Source organism: Streptomyces noursei (assembly GCF_016917755.1).
In the GTDB taxonomy this organism is placed as follows: domain Bacteria; phylum Actinomycetota; class Actinomycetes; order Streptomycetales; family Streptomycetaceae; genus Streptomyces; species Streptomyces yunnanensis.
In genome coordinates this window covers 2,470,869-2,489,307 of record NZ_CP070326.1, presented here as the reverse complement: position 1 = coordinate 2,489,307, position 18,439 = coordinate 2,470,869, and the positions used below count along the sequence as shown (strand labels likewise).

Here is an 18,439-nt window from a genome sequence, read left to right as displayed (position 1 = left end):
GGAGTCCCCCGGGGAAGGCGCGGTGGGAACCCTGACGAGGAATCAGGCCGCGGAGGGGAGTTCCGGCCGCAGCGGCCAGTGCGGATCGACCGGCTCGGGGGAGCCGCTGCGGGCGAACCACGCCTGGAGGCCGCGTGCCTGGGCCGCGTGCCAGACCGCCTGCCGGGTGTGCAGCTCGGCCGGCTGCAGCCCCTCCAGCCGGTCGGCGAAGCGCAGGCCCAGCTCCCGGACCACCCGCAGTGCGGCCAGTGCGTCCGCCGCCGCCTCGTGGGCGTCGGTCAGCTCGACCTCGTAGTGCGCGCAGAGATCGGTGAGGGTGCGACGGCCCTTGCGGTAGCGGTCCAGGTGCTTGTCCAGGACGCGCGGGTCGAGGACGTGCAGGGGGTACGCCCCCAGATAGGTGCTCAGCGAGCTGGCGCGGTGGCGCTTCAACTCCCGCTCCAGGAGCGTGAGATCGAACGGGGCGTTCATCACCACCAGCGGCCGACCGGCCACCGCCTGGGCGGCCAGTGCGCGGGCCAGCTCCTCCAGCACCGGCGCCGGCCAGCGGCCGTGCAGCGCGAGGTGACCGGCCGTGAGCCCGTGCACCGCGGTCGCGGCCTCGGGTATCTCCACCCCCGGGTTGATCAGCCAGCGGGTGATGCGCGGGGCGGCGCGCGGGGTCTCCTGGACGACCAGGGCGGCCGAGACGATGCGATCGCGCTCCACGTCGATGCCCGTCGTCTCGGTGTCGAAGGCGGCAAGTGGACCGTCATACCAGCGCGGCATCACCCAACTCCTCGCGGTCGTACGGGGGATGACGGTGCACGTCACCCGAGCTGGTGATACCCGAGACCAGGTCGGCTCGAACCGCCCTTGTTTGCGGCCGGTCTGACGCGGAGACAACCACAGTGACGGGCCGGCGCACACCGCGCGGCCCGGCGTCTCCCCCGCGCCGGGTCCCGCCCCGCCGCCCCGACGCATCGATTCGGCACGGCCCGGAAGGCATCCCGCGATGACCCTCGCGCAGCCCGAACCGGGCGGGCTGTCCCCCGCAAGCGGGCGGTACCCCCGGCCCTCCCTCACCTCGCAGCGTGGTGGCCTGGCCACCACGGCCTGCATGGAAACCCTCCAGGTGGGCTACCTGCACGCGGTCGCCGCCGCCTCCGGGTGCTCGCTGGCCCAGCCCTTCCCGGACAACGGAATCGACTGGCACGTCAGCCACGCCGCGCCCGACCACGCCGTCGACGACGAGGTGACCATCAAGGTGCAGCTCAAGTGCACCTACCAGACCGCCCCGCGCCCGCCCGGGCCCACCTTCGCCTTCACGCTCGACAACGACCACCTGGTGAAGCTGGCCCGCACGCCGGTGGCGGTGCACAAGATCCTCGTCGTGATGCTCGTCCCGCGGGATCCGGACGACTGGCTGCGGGCCGGGCACGACCACCTCGAACTGCGGCACTGCTGCTACTGGATCAACCTCGCCGGCCATCCGGTGACCGGCCGGCGCAGGACCACTGTGCGGATCCCGACCACGCGGATCTTCGACGACCGCGCGCTCCGCGAGATCATGACGCGGATCGGGGCGGGAGGGAGGCCCTGATGGACCGGCCGATCGACGACTACGGCGCGCGGTCTCCGGACCCCGCGCGACTCGACCCGGCGGTGCTCGGCGCCCTGCTGGCCCGGCACGGCTGGCGGCGCCGGGGCGGCCCGGCCGGCGACTACGCCCGCTGGATCCCGCCGGACGGGACGGGCGGCACCAGCCTGCTGGTGCCCCACCACCGTCTCTTTCCGGACAGCGCCGAGCTGCTGGCCGAGGCATTGGCGGCGCTGGAGCGGAGTGCCGCGCCCTCGGCCCGGGAGGTGCTGGTCGGGCTGGCGGTGCCCAGCGACGAGGTCCGCTGGGAGCGCGAGGTGCCCGACGGCGGTCCCGGCACCGCGCACTGGGTGGCGCAGGAGCAGCTGCGCGGCGCGGCCCGGGCCCTGCTGACCGCCGGCGCGCTGGGCAGTTACTCCCGGGCCGGCTTCTACGGTGCCCGGCACAAGCGGCGGGCCGAGGGGTTCCTGGGCCAGGTGCTGGTCGGCCCGGCGCCGGCGGGGCGGCGCCTGGCCGCGTTCGTCCCCGTACCGGCCGGGCGGGACGTGGTCGCCGGGCTCCAGCGGGCGCTGCACGCGGCCCGGGACGCCACCGACTACCAGCGGGCCACCGGCGGCATGGAGGCGTTCGACGCGGCGGTCGGGCTGGGCGTCTGCCACGAGCTGGCGCAGGCGCTGATCGCGCTGGTGCGGGGCGCGGAGGGGGTGCGGATCAGCATCGCCTGGTCGCCCGCGGCCGGCGCCCCGGCCGGCTCCGCGGCGCGCCCCGAACCGGTCGAGTTCTCCCCCGGCGACCTGCCCGCGCTCCAGCAGGCGGCCCGGCGCTACGTCCGCACCGAGCCGTCGCTGCCGGTGCGGGTGACCGGCACCGTCGTGCGGCTGCGCCGGGAACGGCCGGACGGCCCGGGGTCGGTGCGGCTGCGGGTGATCACCGGGGCGGACGTGGGGCAGGTGCGGGCCGCGCTGGAGGAGGAGGACTACCGGATCGCCGGGCACGCGCATCTGGCGGGGCTGCCGATCCGGGTCAGCGGCCGGCTGGAGAGCCGGGGCGGGTTCCGACGGATCACCGGCGGCCGGGACGTCACCCCCGTACAGGTCGATCCGGCCGACCGCGACCGGCTGCTGAAGGCGCTCAGAGAGGAGCCCGGGGACGGGGGATTCGACGACGCCGACGAGGCGTGCGGCGGGCCGCCGGCGGACGCCTGAGCGGGCGGGGGCAATCCGTTTCGCGGTGCGGTCCTGCGGCTCGGTACGATTCGGGAGCGCAGCAAACGCTGACGCGAGGGAGACATGAGTCAGGAGAGACCGGTGTCAGACGTCCGTGTGACCGTCCAACGCGATTCCGAGCGGGAAGAACGCGTGGTGACCACGGGCACTACGGCCGCCGACCTCTTCCAGGGCGAGCGCAGCATCGTGGCCGCACGGGTGGCCGGCGAGCTGAAGGACCTCACCCACGAGCTGGCCGACGGCGACGAGGTCGAGCCCGTGGAGATCACCTCCGAGGACGGCCTGAACATCCTGCGGCACTCCGCCGCGCACGTGATGGCCCAGGCCGTGCAGGAGCTCTTCCCGGAGGCCAAGCTCGGCATCGGTCCGCCGATCAAGGACGGCTTCTACTACGACTTCGACGTCGAGAAGCCCTTCCACCCCGACGATCTCAAGCGCATCGAGAAGAAGATGCAGGAGATCCAGAAGCGCGGGCAGAAGTTCGCCCGCCGTGTGGTGTCCGACGACGAGGCCCGCGCCGAGCTGGTGGACGAGCCGTACAAGCTGGAGCTGATCGGCCTCAAGGGCTCCGCGGCGGACGCCGCCGAGGGCGCCTCCGCCGAGGTCGGCGCCGGCGAGCTCAGCATCTACGACAACCTCGACGCCAAGACCGGCGAGCTGTGCTGGAAGGACCTGTGCCGCGGCCCGCACCTGCCCAGCACCCGGCACATCCCGGTCTTCAAGCTGATGCGGTCCGCCGCCGCCTACTGGCGCGGCAGCGAGAAGAACCCGCAGCTCCAGCGCATCTACGGCACCGCCTGGCCGACCAAGGACGAGCTCAAGGCGTACCTGGACTTCCTCGCCGAGGCCGAGAAGCGCGACCACCGCAAGCTCGGCGCCGAGCTGGACCTCTTCTCCATCCCGGAGGAGCTGGGCTCCGGCCTCGCCGTCTTCCACCCCAAGGGCGGTGTCGTCCGCCGGGTGATGGAGGACTACTCCCGCAAGCGGCACGAGCTGTCGGACTACGAGTTCGTCAACACCCCGCACATCACCAAGGAAGCCCTCTTCGAGACCTCGGGGCACCTGCCGAACTACGGCGACGCGATGTTCCCGCCGCTGGAGTTCGACGGGCAGAACTACCGCCTCAAGGCGATGAACTGCCCCATGCACAACCTGATCTTCAAGGCGCGCGGCCGGTCGTACCGCGAACTCCCGCTGCGGCTCTTCGAGTTCGGCACGGTCTACCGCTACGAGAAGTCGGGCGTCGTGCACGGCCTGACCCGCGCCCGCGGCTTCACCCAGGACGACTCGCACATCTACTGCACCAAGGAGCAGATGGCGGACGAGCTGGACAGCCTGCTCACCTTCGTCCTGGACCTGCTGCGCGACTACGGCCTGACCGACTTCGAGCTGGAACTGTCCACCCGCGACCCCGAGTCCGACAAGTTCATCGGCGAGGACGCGGAGTGGGAGGAGGCAACCGAGGCGCTGCGCCAGGCGGCCGAGAAGCAGGGGCTGCCGCTGGTGCCCGACCCGGGCGGCGCCGCGTTCTACGGGCCGAAGATCTCGGTGCAGGCGCGCGATGCGATCGGCCGGTCCTGGCAGATGTCGACGATCCAGGTCGACTTCCAGCAGCCCGCCCGCTTCGGCCTGGAGTACACCGCGGCGGACGGCTCCAAGCAGCAGCCCGTCATGATCCACCGGGCGCTGTTCGGCTCCATCGAGCGGTTCTTCGCGGTGCTGCTGGAACACTACGCGGGTGCCTTCCCGGCGTGGCTGGCCCCGGTGCAGGCGACCTGCATCCCGATCGGCGACGCCCACGTCCCGTACCTGGAGGAGTTCGCCGCGGAGGCGAAGGCCAAGGGGCTGCGGGTCGAGGTGGACTCCTCCTCGGACCGGATGCAGAAGAAGATCCGGAACGCGCAGAAGTCCAAGGTGCCGTTCATGATCCTCGCCGGTGACGAGGACATGGCCGCCGGGGCAGTGTCGTTCCGCTACCGCGACGGGTCGCAGGAGAACGGCATCCCGCGCGAGCAGGCGATCGCCAAGCTGCTGGACGTGGTGGAGCGCCGCGTCCAGGTCTGACGCAGTCCAGGTGGCGAGGGGCGGTCCCAACGGGACCGCCCCTCGCCGCTTCCCCCGCCGGCCGGGGAGAATATGCTTCGCAACATGACGAGTGAGCCGGAACAGCAGATCGGAGTCGGGACGCAGGACGCCTTCCAGCGCCTGTGGACGCCCCACCGGATGGCCTACATCCAGGGGGAGAACAAGCCGAGCGGCCCGGGGGCCGAGGACGGCTGTCCGTTCTGCACCATTCCCTCGAAGTCGGACGAGGACGGCCTCGTGGTCGCCCGCGGTACGTACGTGTACGCGGTGCTGAACCTCTACCCGTACAACGGCGGCCACCTCATGGTCGTCCCGTTCCGCCACGTCGCCGACTACACCGACCTCGATGAGCCGGAGACGGCGGAGCTGGCGGACTTCACCAAGCGGGCGATGACGGCGCTGCGCGGCGCGTCCGGGGCGCACGGCTTCAACATCGGGATGAACCAGGGAGCGGTCGCCGGCGCCGGCATCGCCGCCCACCTCCACCAGCACGTCGTCCCCCGGTGGGGCGGCGACACCAACTTCATGCCGGTGGTCGGGCACACCAAGGTGCTGCCCCAACTCCTCGCCGACACCCGCGCGATGCTGGCCGCGGCCTGGCCGGCGTAGCCGGGGTCCACGCCGGGTGAACGGGGCGACACGCGCCCGGATGAATCGTATGAATCGCCCCGATTGGGAATTCTTGCCCCTCTAATGGGGTGGTGACCTCCCTGGATCGTCGCTCCGTGCTGCGCGTGGCCGCCTCGGCCGCGGCGGCCGGTGCGCTTGCGTCGGGCTGCGACCCCAAGCGATCGGCGGACTCCGCCCCCTCCGTACGGGCCGCCGGTGGACCGAGCCCCCGAGCGACGGGCCGGTCCGCCCCCGCCCGACACCCCGCCGCCCGGCCCCCGACCCGCGCGCCCGGCCTGCCCGCGGAGATCGAACACGGGCCCCGGGACGGCCACGCGGTGGCCCTCACCTTCCACGGCCGGGGCGACCCCAAGCTGGCCGAGGCGCTGCTCGGCGAGGCCGAGCGGGCCGGCGCCCGGATCACCGTGCTCGCGGTCGGCGACTGGCTCGACGCGCAGCCCGCGATGGCCCGCCGCGTCCTGGACGGCGGCCATGAGCTGGGCAACCACACCATGCACCACCGCAACATCTGCGCGCTGCCCGCCGACGCCGCGTACGCCGAGATCAGCCAGTGCGCCGACCGGCTGCGGAAGCTCACCGGCAGCATCGGCAGCTGGTTCCGCCCCTCGCAGACCCAGCGGGCCACCGGGCAGGTGATCCGGCTGGCGCGTCGGGCGGGCTATCCGCACGTCCTGTCGTACGACGTGGACTCCCTCGATGCGAACGACCCCGGCGCCCCGGCCGTCCAGCGCACGGTCCTGGACGGCATCCGCCCGGGCTCGGTCGTCAGTCTCCACCTCGGGCACGCCGGCACGGTGGCCGCGCTGCCCCCGATCCTCGACGGCCTCCGCCGGCGCGGTCTGCGCGCGGTGACGACAACGGAGCTTGTGACCTGATGGCTGACCGGAACCGTACCCACCCCCGTCCGACCTGCTCCCGCCCCGACCGTCCCACCCGCCGGGCCGCACTGCTGGTCGTGGCCTGCGCCCTGGTGGCGGCGGGTTGTGCCGGCGGCGGGGAGCAGTCCGCCCCCACGCGCCCCGTCGGACCCTCGCCCCACAAGGCCGTCACCCAGGGCCTGCCCGGGATGCCGCCGCCGCTGGACGACCACGACCTGTACGCCGCGGACCGGCCCAACCGGCTGGCGCCGCAGGTCAAGCACTACCCGTCGCGGGTGTACGTGCCCAACACCGGCTCCGACACGGTCAGCGTCATCGACCCCAAGACGTACAAGGTCATCGAGACGATCCCGGTGGGCGTGCAGCCGCAGCACGTGGTGCCGTCCTGGGACATGAAGACCCTGTGGGTCAACAACAACCGGGGCCACGACCTGACCCCGATCGACCCGGCCACCGGCAAGGCCGGCAAGCCGGTCAAGGTCCACGACCCGTACAACCTCTACTTCACGCCGGACGGGAAGTACGCGGTGGTGATGGCGTCGATGGACAAGCAGCTGGTGTTCCGGGACCCGCACACGATGGAGGTCCGCAAGACCGTCCCGGTCAGCTGCGCGGGCGTCAACCACGCCGATTTCTCGCCGGACGGGAAGTACTTCATCGTCTCCTGCGAGTTCTCCGGCGAGCTGCTCAAGGTCGACACCGCGAAGATGGCGGTGATCGGCCAGCAGAAGCTGCCGTTCGAGGGCGCCATGCCCCAGGACGTGAAGATCTCCCCGGACGGGAAGACCTGGTACGTCGCCGACATGATGGCCGACGGCGTGTGGATCCTGAACGGCGACACCTTCGGCCGGCCCAAGCTGCTGCCCACCGGCAAGGGCACGCACGGGCTCTACGTCAGCCGCGACTCCCGCACCATGTACATCTCCAACCGGGGCGAGGGGTCCATCTCGCTGCTGAACTTCAAGACCGGCGAACTCGCCGACAAGTGGCACATCCGCGGCGGCGGGAGCCCCGACATGGGCGGGGTCTCCTCGGACGGCAACGTGCTGTGGCTGTCCGGGCGGTACAACTCCGAGGTCTACGCGCTCGACACCCACACCGGGAAGACCCTGGCGAAGATCCCGGTGGGGCTGGGCCCGCACGGGCTGGCGGTGTACCCGCAGCCGGGACGGTACTCGCTGGGGCACACCGGGATCTTCCGCTAGCGAAGGGACGGGCGCGCGCACGGCGGAAGGTCGTGCGCGCGCCCGCCCGTGCGGTGCGCGGGGTGGTGCTACGCGTGGTACTCGTCGGCGTTCTTCGGCTCGGCGCTCTGGACCATGCCGCTGAGCACCAGGGAGCGGTTGTCGAAGCGCTCGGTGTTGACGCCGTGCTCCTGCAGGACGCTCATCGCGGCGGCGTGCACCGCCCGCAGCACCGGGGTCGCGGCGCGCAGCGCGTCATCGGCCATGAAGCGGTGGCGCCAGGGCTTGTCGGCCCAGACGTGGCGCAGGCCGAACGGCTCGGGGAGGGCGAGCTTGCCGCCGAGGAAGTCCAGCACCGGCGGGAACCACGTCAGCGGAGCGCGGGCGGCGAGCCGGACCACCTCCGACGGCTCGATCAGCGGCAGCGTCTGGGTCCTGGTCTCCCAGAACCGGACGACCTTGGCGATCTCCTTGGTCTTGGGCTCCGGCTTGCTGGTGAAGAGGGAGTTGACCGGACCGAGGGCGTGACCGCTGACCTCGATGCGCAGCGTCTCGTGCAGGACGGTGACGGTGATCATCAGCGTGAGCACCAACTGGCCGTCCCACAGGACGAATTGGACGCCGAGGTAGTGGCGGTCGCCGCTGCCGAACTGCTGCTCGTTGCAGATCCGCTCTATCTCGTGGCCGCGGACCTCGTACCCGTCGACGTGGGCGCCGTCGGGGCGGCCGACGGCCTTGGCCTTCTCGCCCACCGGGGAGACGATCCAGTGGCGGACGGACGGCGGCTGCTGGAATCCGCCGGTGTGCAGCGGGCTGCGCTCCAGCAGGCGCAGTCGGTCGTGGATCGCGCGGATCACGTCCCAGCTGCGGAAGGGGTGGATGTCGGTGCCCTCCTGGGCCGGCCGGAGCTCCTCGGCCAGCTGCCAGCTGCCCCAGCGGGTGCCCATGCCGAGTATGCCCTTGGGGCCGGCGTAGAAGACGACGTTGCTGCGCTGCTCGGCGGAGACCTTGGCGAGGTTGTGCCGGAGGGTCTCGGCGGAGGTGTGGTTGGGGTCCTGCGGCACCGCCTCGGGGATCTTCGCGGCGACCCCGCCGCCCTCCAGCAGCCCCTTCCACGCCTCCCGCAGGGTCACCGCGGTCCGCTCGCAGATCTGCTTGGCCAGCCACCAGCCCACCACCGGGGCGATGAGCATGCCGCGGGCGTACAGCGGCCAGAAGCCGGTGAACGGCAGCTTGACCATGAAGAACACGCCGGCCAGCGCGAGCAGGATCAGCAGCGCGCCGCCCGCCAGGGAGATGCCCTTGCCCTCGCCGTCCTTGGAGAACATCTTCCGGAGCTGGAAGGCGCCCAGCCAGAGCAGCACACCGGGCAGGAACAGCAGCCCGCACACCACCATCAGGACCGTCAGCTGGCTGTCGCGCTGCTTGCGGATGCGGGTGGCCGACAGGCAGTGCTCGACGATCGTCTGCGGCTCCGTCCCGAAGGACTGGATCAGCGGCTTGCGGCCGCCGCCGAGCATCCGCACCTGGACGGCGCGGGAGAACGCCTCGCCGAGGTTGGGCGCGAACAGCGACAGCTTGGGTTTCTTGATCTCCGAGGTGCCGGAGTCGGAGTCCGCCTTGGAGATGTCGGCCAACGGGCTGTCGCGGTAGGCGGCCGAGGCCAGGGCCTGGGTCGCCGCCGTCTGCCCGGCACCCCCCGAGATGGGGACCTGCGCCCCCGGACTGAAGTCAAAGCCGTCTGCCACTACCCGCCCCCATCACGCGCGTATCCGCTGATGCGCTCTACCCGACTACGCCGACGCGCACACCTGCCGGGCCGGCGTGCTCGCAGGTTGGCCCGGAACGCGCGGCGCGGCGGTGGAGTCCCAGCGTACAGCCGCCGGCCCGGCCCAAGTGGGCTGTCCGGGACGGCGGCTGACCGACCGTTAACTACGCGCTGACCGCCTCCTGTTCCCGCATCCGGGCGGCGAGCTGGCCGGGCATCGGCTCATGCCGCAGGTAGCCGCGGTTGAAGCGGCCGGTGCCGTGGGAGAGCGACCGCAGATCGACGGCGTACCGTCCGATCTCGATCTCCGGCACCTCCGCGCGGACCAGGGTGCGGCCGGCGCCGGCCTGCTCGGTGCCCACCACCCGGCCGCGGCGGCCGGAGAGGTCGCTGAGCACCGGGCCGACGTACTCGTCCGGTATCAGGACGCGCACCTCGGAGACCGGTTCCAGCAGGTCGATCCTGGTCTGCGCGGCGGCCTCCCGCAGCGCCAACGCGCCCGCCGTCTGGAACGCGGCGTCCGAGGAGTCCACCGAGTGGGACTTGCCGTCGAGCAGGGTGACCCGGATGTCGACGAGCGGGTTCCCGGCGGCGATCCCGCGGGCGGCCTGGGCGCGGACGCCCTTCTCCACGGACGGGATGAACTGCCGGGGGACCGCGCCGCCGACGACCTTGTCGACGAACTCGATGCCGGAGCCGCCCGGCAGCGGTTCGACCTGGATCTCGCAGATCGCGAACTGGCCGTGGCCGCCGGACTGTTTGACGTGCCGGCCGCGGCCCGCGGCGGAGCCGCTGAAGGTCTCCCGGAGCGCGACCTTGTGCTCGACGGCGTCGACCTGGACGCCGTAGCGCGAGCGCAGCCGCTCCAGGGCCACGTCGGTGTGCGCCTCGCCCATGCACCACAGGACGACCTGGCGGGTGTCCTGGTTGTGCTCCAGACGCATCGTGGGGTCCTCGGCGACCAGCCGCGCCAGGCCCTGGGAGAGCTTGTCCTCGTCCGCCTTGCTGTGCGCCCGGATGGCGATCGGCAGCAGCGGGTCCGGCATCGCCCACGGCTCCATCAGCAGCGGGTCGTCCTTGGCGGAGAGGGTGTCGCCGGTCTCGGCGCGGGTGAGCTTGGCGACGCAGGCCAGATCGCCGGCGATGGCCAGCGGGAGCGGCCGCTGCTGCTTGCCGAACGGCGCGGACAGCGCGCCGACCCGCTCGTCGACGTCGTGGTCCTCGTGGCCGCGGTCCGTCAGGCCGTGCCCGGAGACGTGCACCGTGTCGTCCGGGCGCAGGGTGCCGGAGAAGACCCGGACCAGGGAGAGCCGGCCCACGTACGGGTCGGAGGAGGTCTTGACCACCTCGGCGGCCAGTGGACCCTCCGGGTCGCAGCCCAGGCTCGGCCGCGGCGAGCCGTCCGGGCCGGTGACCGCGGGGGCCTCGCGCTCCGCGGGGGTGGGGAAGCCACCGGTGATCAGCTCCAGCAGTTCGACGGTGCCCAGCCCCTGCTTGGCGCCGTCGACGGCCGGGGCGGCGGCCAGCACGGGGTGGAAGGAACCCCGGGCGACCGCGGTCTCCAGGTCCCCGACGAGCGTTTTGAGGTCGATGTCCTCGCCCGCGAGGTAGCGGTCCATGAGGGTCTCGTCCTCGCTCTCGGCGATGATCCCCTCGATGAGGCGGTTGCGGGCCGCTTCGATCAGCGGGAGCTCGTCGTCGGTGGGCGCGCGCTCGGTGCGGGTGCCCGAGGAGTAGTCGAAGACGCGCTGGGAGAGCAGGCCGATCAGACCGTCGACGGGGGCGTGGCCGTCGGACCCGGGAGTGCCGTACAGCGGCAGGTACAGGGGCAGGACGGCGTCCAGGTCGTCGCCGCCGAAGGTCAGCGCGCACCGCCGGGTCATCTCGTCGAAGTCGGCGCGGGCGGCTTCCAGGTGGGTGACCACCAGGGCGCGCGGCATGCCGACGGCCGCGCACTCGTCCCAGACCATCCGGGTCGCGCCGGCCACGCCGTCGGCGGCCGAGACGACGAAAAGGGCCGCGTCCGCCGCGCGCAGACCGGCCCTGAGCTCCCCGACGAAATCGGCATATCCGGGGGTGTCCAACAGATTGATCTTGATTCCGCCCCAGTCGACCGGGACGAGGGAGAGCTGTACGGAGCGTTGCTGCCGGTGCTCGATCTCGTCGTAGTCGGACAGGGTGCCACCGTCCTCGACCCGGCCCGCCCGGTTGACTGCGCCGGACGCCTGTGCCAGCGCCTCGACCAGAGTGGTCTTTCCCGAGCCGCTGTGGCCGACCAGCACCACATTGCGCAGGGCGGCGGGCCGGTCGGCCGCCGGTGCCCTTCCGGCGGCTCCTGGGTTCGTACTCGACTTCTCGCTCATGTGTCTCGCCTCCAGGTCGACACTTTGCGGTGATTCGAGCTTTCCACCGGGTTCAGGATGCGTCCATACGTGGCACGTGCGCGCGGTGCGCTCAAGGGGGCCGTCGGCCGTCCTCCGGGTCCCGCCGGCGCGCTCGCGGGCGCGCGGGGGCCGGTCCGAGCCGCGGGATGCACCCCGCGCCGCGATGCGTTCGCGGTGCCCCACGGCCTCGTGGCTACGATGGGCCAGCCGGTGGCCCCTTGACCGCGCGGCCCGTATCGACTTTCCGGGAAGGTCATGCTGAACAAGTACGCGCGTGCGTTCTTCACGCGTGTTCTCACACCGTTCGCCGCCCTGCTCATCCGTCTCGGGGTCAGCCCGGACGCGGTCACCCTCGTCGGGACCGGCGGTGTGGTCGCCGGCGCCCTGGTCTTCTACCCCCGGGGCGAGTTCTTCTGGGGCACGGTCGTGATCACGCTGTTCGTCTTTTCCGACCTGGTCGACGGCAATATGGCGCGGCAGCTGGGGCGCTCCAGCCGGTGGGGCGCCTTCCTGGACTCCACCCTCGACCGGGTCGCGGACTCGGCGATCTTCGGCGGGCTGGCCCTGTGGTACGCCGGCCGCGGCGACAGCCTGGCGCTCTGCGCGATCGCCATCTTCTGCCTCGCCAGTGGCCAGGTCGTCTCGTACACCAAGGCGCGCGGTGAGGCCATCGGGCTGCCGGTGGACGTCAACGGCCTGGTGGAGCGGGCCGAGCGGCTGGTCATCACGCTGGTCGCCTGCGGTCTGTCCGGGCTGCACACGTTCGGCGTGCCGGGCGTCGAGGTCCTGCTGCCGATCGCCCTGTGGGTGGTCGCCGTGGGCAGCGCCGTCACCCTCGGCCAGCGCGTGGTGACGGTACGCCGGGAGTCGGCCGAGGCCGACGCCGTGGCGCAAGGGGGGAACGGCTGATGCGGATCGACACCGACAAGCTGACGGACGGGCTGTACGGCCTGGGCTGGAGCACCGTCAAGCGGCTGCCCGAAGGGGTCGCGGTGCAGCTCGGGCGGCAGCTCGCCGACCTGGCCTGGCGACGCCGCGGCAAGGGCGTCCAGCGCCTGGAGTCCAACCTCGCCCGGGTCGTCCCGGACGCCTCCCCGGAGCGACTGGCCGAGCTCTCCCGGGCCGGGATGCGGTCGTACATGCGCTACTGGATGGAGTCCTTCCGGCTGCCGGTGTGGAGCCCGGAGCGGATAAAGGCCGGTTTCACCCCCGAGGACGTGCACCACCTGGAGGACGGCCTCAAGAGCGACCGCGGGGTGATCCTGGCGCTGCCCCACATGGGCAACTACGACCTCGCCGGCGTCTGGGTCACCACCAAGCTCGACACCCCGTTCACCACCGTCGCCGAGCGCCTCAAGCCGGAGTCCCTCTACGACCGGTTCGTCGCCTACCGCGAAGGACTGGGCATGGAGGTGCTGCCGCACACCGGCGGCGCCGCGTTCGGCACGCTGGCCCGGCGGCTGCGCGCCGGCGGCCTGGTCTGCCTGGTCGCCGACCGCGACCTGTCCAGCTCCGGGATACCGGTGAAGTTCTTCGGCGAGGAGACGAAGATGCCGGCCGGGCCCGCGATGCTGGCCCTCCAGACCGGCGCGATGCTGCTGCCGGTCACCCTCTGGTACGACGACACCCCCATCATGCGCGGCCGGGTCCACCCGGAGATCGAGGTGTCGCAGAACGGCACCCGCACCGAGAAGGCCGCCCTCATGACCCAGGCGCTGGCCGACGCCTTCGCCTCCGGCATCGCCGAACACCCCACGGACTGGCACATGCTGCAGCGCCTGTGGCTCGCCGATCTGGAGCCGCGCGGCGCCGCCGGAACGGAGCCCGCGTGAAGATCGGCATCGTCTGCCCGTACTCCTGGGACGTCCCCGGCGGCGTGCAGTTCCACATCCGCGACCTGGCGGAGCACCTGATCCGCCTCGGCCACGAGGTCTCCGTCCTGGCCCCCGCCGACGACGAGACCCCGCTGCCGCCCTACGTCGTCCCGGCCGGCCGCGCCGTCCCCGTGCCCTACAACGGCTCGGTCGCCCGCCTCAACTTCGGCTTCCTCTCCGCCGCCCGGGTCCGCCGCTGGCTCCAGAACGGCGCCTTCGACGTCATCCACATCCACGAGCCCGCCTCGCCGTCCCTGGGCCTGCTCGCCTGCTGGGCGGCGCAGGGCCCGATCGTGGCGACGTTCCACACCTCCAACCCGCGCTCCCGCGCCATGATCGCCGCGTACCCGATCCTCCAGCCCGCCCTGGAGAAGATCAGCGCCCGGATCGCGGTCAGCGAGTACGCCCGCCGGACCCTGGTCGAGCACCTCGGCGGCGATGCGGTGGTCATCCCCAACGGCGTGGACGTGGACTTCTTCGCCCGGGCCGAGCCCCGGCCGGAGTGGCAGGGCCGCACCATCGGCTTCATCGGCCGGATCGACGAGCCCCGCAAGGGCCTGCCGGTCCTCATGAAGGCGCTGCCCGCGATCCTCGCCGCGGTCCCCGACGCCCGACTGCTGGTCGCCGGCCGCGGCGACCAGGACGAGGCCGTCGCCGGCCTGCCCGCCGAACTGCGCTCCCGCGTCGAGTTCCTCGGCATGGTCTCCGACGAGGACAAGGCACGACTGCTGCGCAGCGTCGACGTCTACGTCGCGCCCAACACGGGCGGCGAGTCCTTCGGCATCGTCCTCGTGGAGGCGTTGTCCGCCGGGGCCCCCGTACTGGCCAGCGACCTCGACGCGTTCGCCCAGGTCCTGGACCAGGGCGAGGCCGGCGAACTCTTCGCCAACGAGGACGCCGCCGCGCTCGCCGCCGCGGCCGTCCGCCTGCTGAACACCCCGGACCGCCTCGCCGAACTCCGCGAACGCGGCACCAAGCACGTCCGCCGCTTCGACTGGACCACGGTCGGCGCCGACATCCTCGCCGTCTACGAGACGGTGACGACGGGCGCCTCGGCAGTGGCTACCGACGAACGAGTGGGAGCCCGGGGCCGTCGCTGGCCGTAGCGCGGAGCTTGGTTGGCTTCCCACGTTGTTGGCTGTCCCGCCGTGGGGGTTGCTCGCTTTCGCGCCTGCGGCGCCGGGCCGCCTGACGGCGGATGTTGTCCGCTGCGCGGGGCTGGTCGGCCGCGGTGCGAATCCGCTGCGCGGGGCTTTCGGCCGCGGTGACGGGTCTGTGGGGTGGGGGTTGTGCGGACTGCTGCGCTTTACGTCCGCACAACCCCCACCCCACAGACCCGTCCCCTCCCGTGGGTGGTCATGGAAACGATGGGTGGGGGCGTATGCCGGTGGCCCCCTGCGGGTCCGTCGCTGAGTGGTGACCGTCACCGGACCACCGGCATCAGCACCCGCGTGCCTGTCTTTCCCACCCCTCAACGGGAGGGGACGGGCCGGAGGGGGTGGTGTGCAGGACGTAAAGCGCAGCAGTCCTGCACACCACCCCCGCAGGCCCGTCACCGCACCCAACAGCCCCGCGCAGCGGACCCGCAAGACCCCGCCGTCAGGCGGGCCCGGCGCCCGCAGGCGCAAAAACGCGAACCCCCACGGCGGGACAGCCGACAACGTGGGAAGCCAGCCAAGCGCAGCGGACGGGTAACGTGACCCCGCGTGACCACGTTTATCTGGATCGCCGCCGCGATCGTCCTCATCGGTGTCTACCTGAGCTGGACGGCCGGTCGGCTCGACCGACTGCATGCGCGCATCGACGCGGCGAAGGCGGCGCTGGACGCCCAGTTGCTGCGGCGGGCCTCGGTCGCGCAGGAGGTGGGCACGTCGGGGGTGTTGGATCCGGCCGCGTCGATCGTGTTGTACCAGGCCGCGCACGAGGCCCGGCAGGCGGCGGAGGATCATCGCGAGGTCGCGGAGAGCGAGCTGAGTCAGGCGCTGCGTGCGGTCTTCGAGGACGAGGCGCAGTTGGAGGCGGTGCGGGAGGCCCCGGGCGGGGAGCGGACGGTCGCGGAGCTGATCGCGGCGGTGCGCCGGGTGCCGATGGCGCGCCGGTTCCACAACGACGCGGTGCGGGCCGCGCGGGCGGTCCGTCGGCACCGGTTGGTCCGCTATCTGCGGCTGGCCGGCCACGCGCCGTTCCCGATGGCCTTCGAGATGGACGACGAGCCGCCGGCCGTCCTGGACGACCGCTCGGGCGGGAACTGACCGACCACGAAGCGGAAGTGGCACGTCCGAATACCGCGACGGCAGAGCCGACAAGCCACTGGCCTCTAATTGGCCCTTTTCCCGGGCCGCTGACCAACGGTTGTGTGGGCGGCGAAGTACAACCACCCGCACTGAGTGAGGTCAACGTGTCCAGCACGCCCACCACGCCCCAGACCCCCGAGACCGGAACCGCGCGCGTCAAGCGCGGAATGGCCGAGCAGCTCAAGGGCGGCGTGATCATGGACGTCGTCACGCCGGAAGAGGCGAAGATCGCCGAGGACGCCGGTGCCGTCGCCGTCATGGCCCTGGAGCGGGTCCCGGCCGACATCCGCAAGGACGGCGGGGTGGCCCGGATGTCCGACCCCGACATGATCGACGGCATCATCAACGCCGTCTCCATCCCGGTCATGGCCAAGTCCCGGATCGGCCACTTCGTCGAGGCCCAGGTCCTGCAGTCGCTCGGCGTCGACTACATCGACGAGTCCGAGGTCCTCACCCCGGCCGACGAGGTCAACCACTCCGACAAGTGGGCCTTCACCACCCCCTTCGTCTGCGGTGCCACCAACCTCGGTGAGGCGCTGCGCCGGATCGCCGAGGGCGCGGCCATGATCCGCTCCAAGGGCGAGGCCGGCACCGGCAACGTCGTCGAGGCGGTCCGTCACCTGCGTCAGATCAAGGGCGAGATCGCCAAGCTGCGCGGCTGCGACCACAACGAGCTGTTCGCCGCCGCCAAGGAGCTGCGCGCCCCGTACGAGCTCGTCAAGGAGGTCGCCGAACTCGGCAAGCTCCCCGTCGTCCTGTTCTCCGCCGGTGGCGTCGCCACTCCGGCCGACGCCGCGCTGATGCGCCAGCTGGGCGCCGAGGGCGTCTTCGTCGGCTCCGGCATCTTCAAGTCCGGCGACCCGGCCAAGCGCGCCGCCGCGATCGTGAAGGCCACCACCTTCTACGACGACCCCAAGGTCATCGCGGACGTCTCCCGCAACCTGGGCGAGGCCATGGTCGGCATCAACTGCGACACCCTCCCCGAGGCCGAGCGCTACGCCAACCGCGGCTGGTAAGGACGCAGAAACTGATGAGCACCACTCCCACCATCGGTGTGCTGGCGCTCCAGGGCGACGTCCGCGAGCACCTCACGGCGCTCGCGGACGCCGGCGCCCGGGCGCTGCCGGTACGCCGTCCCGAGGAGCTCGCCGGGGTCGACGGCCTGGTGATACCGGGCGGCGAGTCCACCACCATGTCCAAACTGGCGGTCGCGTTCGGGATGTTGGAGCCGCTGCGCGCCTTCGTCCGGGCCGGCCGGCCGGTCTACGGCACCTGCGCCGGCATGATCATGGTCGCCGACAAGCTGCTGGACGCCCGCGAGGACCAGGAGACGCTCGGCGGCATCGACATGATCGTGCGCCGCAACGCCTTCGGGCGGCAGAACGAGTCGTTCGAGGCGGCCGTCGAGGTCGCCGGGATCGACGGCGGCCCGGTGGAGGGCGTCTTCATCCGGGCGCCCTGGGTCGAGTCGGTCGGTGCCTCCGTCGATGTCCTTGCGACGTACGGTGGACATACGGTGGCAGTGCGGCAGGATAACGTCCTGGCCACGTCGTTCCACCCGGAGTTGACCGGCGATCACCGCATCCACGCGTTCTTCGTGGACATGGTGCGTTCGGGGGCCTGACGCAATCCCGGTAGGATCTGGGGCGATCGTTTCTGAAATGGGTTACGCGAAGGAGACAGGCGGATGTCCGGCCACTCTAAATGGGCTACGACGAAGCACAAGAAGGCCGTGATCGATGCCAAGCGCGGCAAGCTCTTCGCGAAGCTGATCAAGAACGTCGAGGTCGCGGCGCGGATGGGCGGCGTTGACCTGGAAGGCAACCCGACGCTGTACGACGCCGTGCAGAAGGCGAAGAAGCAGTCGGTCCCGAACAAGAACATCGACTCCGCGATCAAGCGCGGTGGCGGTCTCGAAGCCGGCGGCGCCGACTACGAGACGATCATGTACGAGGGCTACGGCCCCAACGGCGTCGCCGTCCTGATCGAGTGCCTCACCGACAACCGCAACCGTGCCGCCTCCGACGTCCGCGTCGCGATGACCCGCAACGGCGGCTCCATGGCCGACCCGGGCTCGGTCTCGTACCTGTTCAACCGCAAGGGCGTGGTGATCGTCCCCAAGGGCGAGCTGTCCGAGGACGACGTGCTGGACGCGGTCCTGGACGCCGGTGCCGAGGAGGTCAACGACCTCGGTGAGTCCTTCGAGGTGCTCAGCGAGGCCACCGACCTGGTCGCGGTGCGCACCGCGCTCCAGGAGGCCGGCATCGACTACGACTCGGCCGAGGCCAACTTCGTCCCGACCCTGCAGGTCGAGCTGGAGGAAGAGGGCGCGCGCAAGATCTTCAAGCTGATCGACGCGCTGGAGGACAGCGACGACGTGCAGAACGTCTTCGCCAACTTCGACGTGTCCGATGAGGTCATGGCCAAGGTCGACGCCTGACGGCCAGGGGCTTACCGGTCTACGACGGGCCGGCGGGGACACACCCCGCCGGCCCGTCGGTTTGTCAGTGGCAGCCACTAACCTGCAGGAACATAAG

16 protein-coding genes are annotated in these 18,439 nt (G+C 71.8%); 13 read left to right on the top strand and 3 right to left on the bottom strand.

The window, feature by feature from the left end:
* Positions 1-42: 42 nt before the first annotated feature.
* Complete coding sequence (locus JNO44_RS10965; protein WP_205363450.1) at positions 43-768, bottom strand: exonuclease domain-containing protein; 726 nt, start codon at positions 766-768, stop codon at positions 43-45.
* A 226-nt stretch (positions 769-994) separates the two neighbouring features.
* Between JNO44_RS10965 and JNO44_RS10960 the strand changes: the two genes are divergently transcribed.
* The 6 genes from JNO44_RS10960 (at position 995) to JNO44_RS10935 (ending at position 7,603) form a co-directional block, all read left to right on the top strand.
* On the top strand, positions 995-1,582 hold the full coding sequence (locus tag JNO44_RS10960; RefSeq protein ID WP_205363449.1) for a DUF4365 domain-containing protein: 588 nt from the start codon (positions 995-997) through the stop codon (positions 1,580-1,582).
* On the top strand, positions 1,582-2,784 hold the full coding sequence (locus JNO44_RS10955) for a hypothetical protein (RefSeq protein WP_240167519.1): 1,203 nt from the start codon (positions 1,582-1,584) through the stop codon (positions 2,782-2,784). The genes JNO44_RS10960 and JNO44_RS10955 overlap by 1 nt, the downstream gene beginning before the upstream one ends.
* Before the next feature lie 102 nt (positions 2,785-2,886).
* Positions 2,887-4,869: a threonine--tRNA ligase gene (gene thrS, locus JNO44_RS10950; protein WP_205363448.1), complete on the top strand. Its 1,983-nt coding sequence runs from the start codon at positions 2,887-2,889 to the stop codon at positions 4,867-4,869.
* A 72-nt stretch (positions 4,870-4,941) separates the two neighbouring features.
* Positions 4,942-5,499 (top strand): HIT family protein, encoded by a 558-nt coding sequence (locus JNO44_RS10945; protein ID WP_039637985.1) that lies wholly within the window; start codon positions 4,942-4,944, stop codon positions 5,497-5,499.
* A 116-nt stretch (positions 5,500-5,615) separates the two neighbouring features.
* Entirely contained in the window at positions 5,616-6,395 is a 780-nt protein-coding gene (locus JNO44_RS10940; protein ID WP_205369668.1) for a polysaccharide deacetylase family protein, read from the top strand.
* Positions 6,395-7,603 carry a YncE family protein gene (locus JNO44_RS10935; protein ID WP_205363447.1) on the top strand — a complete coding sequence of 403 codons (1,209 nt, stop codon included), beginning with the start codon at positions 6,395-6,397 and terminating at the stop codon, positions 7,601-7,603. The genes JNO44_RS10940 and JNO44_RS10935 overlap by 1 nt, the downstream gene beginning before the upstream one ends.
* A 68-nt stretch (positions 7,604-7,671) precedes the next feature.
* Here JNO44_RS10935 and JNO44_RS10930 read toward each other — a convergent pair whose 3' ends face one another.
* A complete protein-coding gene (locus JNO44_RS10930) occupies positions 7,672-9,330 on the bottom strand; it encodes a hypothetical protein (RefSeq protein WP_205363445.1) in 1,659 nt (552 codons plus the stop codon).
* A gap of 184 nt (positions 9,331-9,514) precedes the next feature.
* Positions 9,515-11,713 carry an elongation factor G-like protein EF-G2 gene (locus JNO44_RS10925; protein ID WP_205363443.1) on the bottom strand — a complete coding sequence of 733 codons (2,199 nt, stop codon included), beginning with the start codon at positions 11,711-11,713 and terminating at the stop codon, positions 9,515-9,517.
* A gap of 276 nt (positions 11,714-11,989) precedes the next feature.
* Between JNO44_RS10925 and pgsA the strand changes: the two genes are divergently transcribed.
* The 7 genes from pgsA (at position 11,990) to JNO44_RS10890 (ending at position 18,342) form a co-directional block, all read left to right on the top strand.
* Entirely contained in the window at positions 11,990-12,643 is a 654-nt protein-coding gene (gene pgsA, locus JNO44_RS10920; protein ID WP_039637989.1) for a phosphatidylinositol phosphate synthase, read from the top strand.
* Complete coding sequence (locus JNO44_RS10915; RefSeq protein WP_205363441.1) at positions 12,643-13,566, top strand: phosphatidylinositol mannoside acyltransferase; 924 nt, start codon at positions 12,643-12,645, stop codon at positions 13,564-13,566. The genes pgsA and JNO44_RS10915 overlap by 1 nt, the downstream gene beginning before the upstream one ends.
* Positions 13,563-14,714 carry a glycosyltransferase family 4 protein gene (locus JNO44_RS10910; RefSeq protein WP_205363439.1) on the top strand — a complete coding sequence of 384 codons (1,152 nt, stop codon included), beginning with the start codon at positions 13,563-13,565 and terminating at the stop codon, positions 14,712-14,714. The genes JNO44_RS10915 and JNO44_RS10910 overlap by 4 nt, the downstream gene beginning before the upstream one ends.
* Positions 14,715-15,314: 600 nt before the next feature.
* The gene (locus tag JNO44_RS10905) at positions 15,315-15,860 is read left to right on the top strand and encodes a LemA family protein (protein WP_039637992.1); all 546 of its coding nucleotides are present in this window, start codon (positions 15,315-15,317) and stop codon (positions 15,858-15,860) included.
* Positions 15,861-16,006: 146 nt separating this feature from the next.
* Positions 16,007-16,918: a pyridoxal 5'-phosphate synthase lyase subunit PdxS gene (gene pdxS, locus JNO44_RS10900; protein ID WP_018539801.1), complete on the top strand. Its 912-nt coding sequence runs from the start codon at positions 16,007-16,009 to the stop codon at positions 16,916-16,918.
* A 14-nt stretch (positions 16,919-16,932) separates the two neighbouring features.
* A complete protein-coding gene (gene pdxT, locus JNO44_RS10895) occupies positions 16,933-17,526 on the top strand; it encodes a pyridoxal 5'-phosphate synthase glutaminase subunit PdxT (RefSeq protein ID WP_205363437.1) in 594 nt (197 codons plus the stop codon).
* Positions 17,527-17,589: 63 nt separating this feature from the next.
* Positions 17,590-18,342 carry a YebC/PmpR family DNA-binding transcriptional regulator gene (locus tag JNO44_RS10890; protein ID WP_073445427.1) on the top strand — a complete coding sequence of 251 codons (753 nt, stop codon included), beginning with the start codon at positions 17,590-17,592 and terminating at the stop codon, positions 18,340-18,342.
* Positions 18,343-18,439: the final 97 nt, after the last annotated feature.

Coding starts and splice junctions, on each gene's coding strand:
- pgsA (WP_039637989.1), top strand. CDS start 11,990: ATGCTGAACAAGTACGCGCGTGCGTTCTTCACGCGTGTTCTCACACCG.
- JNO44_RS10955 (WP_240167519.1), top strand. CDS start 1,582: ATGGACCGGCCGATCGACGACTACGGCGCGCGGTCTCCGGACCCCGCG.
- JNO44_RS10925 (WP_205363443.1), bottom strand. CDS start 11,713: ATGAGCGAGAAGTCGAGTACGAACCCAGGAGCCGCCGGAAGGGCACCG.
- JNO44_RS10890 (WP_073445427.1), top strand. CDS start 17,590: ATGTCCGGCCACTCTAAATGGGCTACGACGAAGCACAAGAAGGCCGTG.
- JNO44_RS10915 (WP_205363441.1), top strand. CDS start 12,643: ATGCGGATCGACACCGACAAGCTGACGGACGGGCTGTACGGCCTGGGC.
- JNO44_RS10945 (WP_039637985.1), top strand. CDS start 4,942: ATGCTTCGCAACATGACGAGTGAGCCGGAACAGCAGATCGGAGTCGGG.
- JNO44_RS10965 (WP_205363450.1), bottom strand. CDS start 768: ATGCCGCGCTGGTATGACGGTCCACTTGCCGCCTTCGACACCGAGACG.
- JNO44_RS10960 (WP_205363449.1), top strand. CDS start 995: ATGACCCTCGCGCAGCCCGAACCGGGCGGGCTGTCCCCCGCAAGCGGG.
- JNO44_RS10935 (WP_205363447.1), top strand. CDS start 6,395: ATGGCTGACCGGAACCGTACCCACCCCCGTCCGACCTGCTCCCGCCCC.
- pdxT (WP_205363437.1), top strand. CDS start 16,933: ATGAGCACCACTCCCACCATCGGTGTGCTGGCGCTCCAGGGCGACGTC.